General features: G+C 67.6%; 2 protein-coding genes and 1 pseudogene. 1 reads left to right on the forward strand and 2 read right to left on the reverse strand.

What is annotated here, in order from left to right; all coding sequences use genetic code 11:
• Window positions 1-530 (reverse strand): extracellular solute-binding protein (locus GX015_RS09515; RefSeq protein WP_291344665.1); only part of this gene is annotated, 530 nt, incomplete at its 3' end.
• Between the two features lie 451 nt (window positions 531-981).
• Between GX015_RS09515 and GX015_RS09520 the strand changes: the two genes are divergently transcribed.
• Complete coding sequence (locus GX015_RS09520) at window positions 982-1,518, forward strand: NUDIX hydrolase (protein WP_291344667.1); 537 nt, start codon at window positions 982-984, stop codon at window positions 1,516-1,518.
• 56 nt (window positions 1,519-1,574) lie between these two features.
• Here the strand turns inward: GX015_RS09520 and GX015_RS09525 are convergent.
• Window positions 1,575-1,708, reverse strand: a pseudogene (locus GX015_RS09525) (16S rRNA (adenine(1518)-N(6)/adenine(1519)-N(6))-dimethyltransferase); the annotation flags it as partial.

Genomic DNA, 1,708 nt, shown 5'->3' on the forward strand with positions numbered 1-1,708 from the left:
CCGCCGGCGGCTTCGAGCATGGAGTTGAACCACACGACGATGCCCTCGTACTGCGCGGCCTGCACGCCGATGTAGGACGGCTTGTCCTCGCCGGCGAGCTTTTCGCCGTGGGCGGCGATCTCCTCCCACGTCGCGGGCGGCTGCGGCTGGCCGTCGGGGCCCTGCGGCATCAGCGACTTGCGGTACCACATGAGCTGCGTGTTCGTGTTCAGCGGAGCGCCGTAGACCTTGTCGTTCCACGTGGCCGTTTCCATGGGGCCGGACAGGGTTCCGTCCTCGACTCGCTTGGCGACGTCTTCGGGGAACTCGACCGCCCATCCCGCTTCGGCGAACTCGGCGGTCCAGGTGACGTCCAGGCCCATGATGTCGAACGAGTCGTCGCCGCCGACGATGCGGCGGGCGAGCTGGAGGCGCTGGTCGTCGGTCTGCTTGGCCGAGACGTCGTATTGGATGGTGTAGCGGCCGTCCGCCTGGTCCGAGCATTTCTGCGCGGCGGCGCTGTACTGGTCGACGCCGTCCGCCGGGCCCATGAACCGCAGGACGGTGGGGCCCCCTTCGTCGTTTCCGCAGGCCGCGAGGATAGGTGATCCGATGGTCAGCGCGGCGAGCAGTGCGGCGGATTTCTTCTTCCACGAAGTTCGCGGGCGGAGCCGACTGCCCCGCCCTTTCCGATCCCCGGTCGGGGATCTTCCTTGCGAAGCCGTCATGGTTCCATCAGCTCCTCTTGTAGCGGATTTGATAAGCCGTTTCTCAGTGTACGGTGATTACTGTTTTTACAGGGAGAGCTTTATTGGATAGTTATCGACCGCTCGGCGCCCCACTCGTCTGTTCTACGCCGCTACTGAAGTTGCGGAAGTGTTCCAGTGATGCACCTGGGGCGGCGTCTGCGACACGGGACACCGTGGCTTTGACGGGCGTGCGCAGGGGCGATGCGGGTGTGCGGATTGCGCGCGCATGACTTCGCGGACTTAGAATTTCCTCATGATCGACGACCGCCATCACGACAAGCCGGCCTCGAGCCGCCGCGAGCCCGAGGGCACGGCGCTCCTGTCGGCGTGGCCGGAGACGGATGGCTGGGTCTGCAATGTCCTCGTCCGCCGCGGCGACCGGCTGCTCGTGCTGCGCCGCTCCCCCGGCGGCTATTTGGGCGATCAGTGGGATCTGCCGGGAGGCAAGAGCGAGCCGGGCGAAGAGCCGGCGGTCGCGGCGCTGCGGGAGATGACCGAGGAGACCGGCCTGACCGGAACCCTCGGCCGCGAGGTCGCGCACTGGTCGAATCCCGACACGAAGGGTGGGGATTTCCGATACCACATCGTCACGTTCGAGGCCTTCGAGCGTGACGACGCCGACGGCGCCGATGCAGGGGCCGATGCGACTGAGGTCGACGCCACGGAAACGCGCGACGCGGAGGCCGAAGTCGTGCTGACCCGCGAGCATTCCGATTACCGGTGGGCCACCCGCGAGGAACTGGCCAAACTCCCCCTGGCCTGGCACGTCAGTCGGGTGCTGGGCCTGTAATTTCCGGCCGGGGCCTTCGTCGTCACGGCTTCCCCCGCCTCGTACGACCCGCCCGTCTACAGCCCCGCGAGCCTCACGAAGTCGGCGACGCCGAGCTTTTCGCCCCGCAGCTTCGGGTCGATGCCGGCGGCGACGAGCGCTTCCTCGGCGGCAGCGCCGGACCCGTACACGCCGGACAGCGCCGCGCGGA

The sequence above is a fragment of the Corynebacterium sp. genome (assembly GCF_012837295.1).
Classification (GTDB): Bacteria; Actinomycetota; Actinomycetes; order Mycobacteriales; family Mycobacteriaceae; genus Corynebacterium.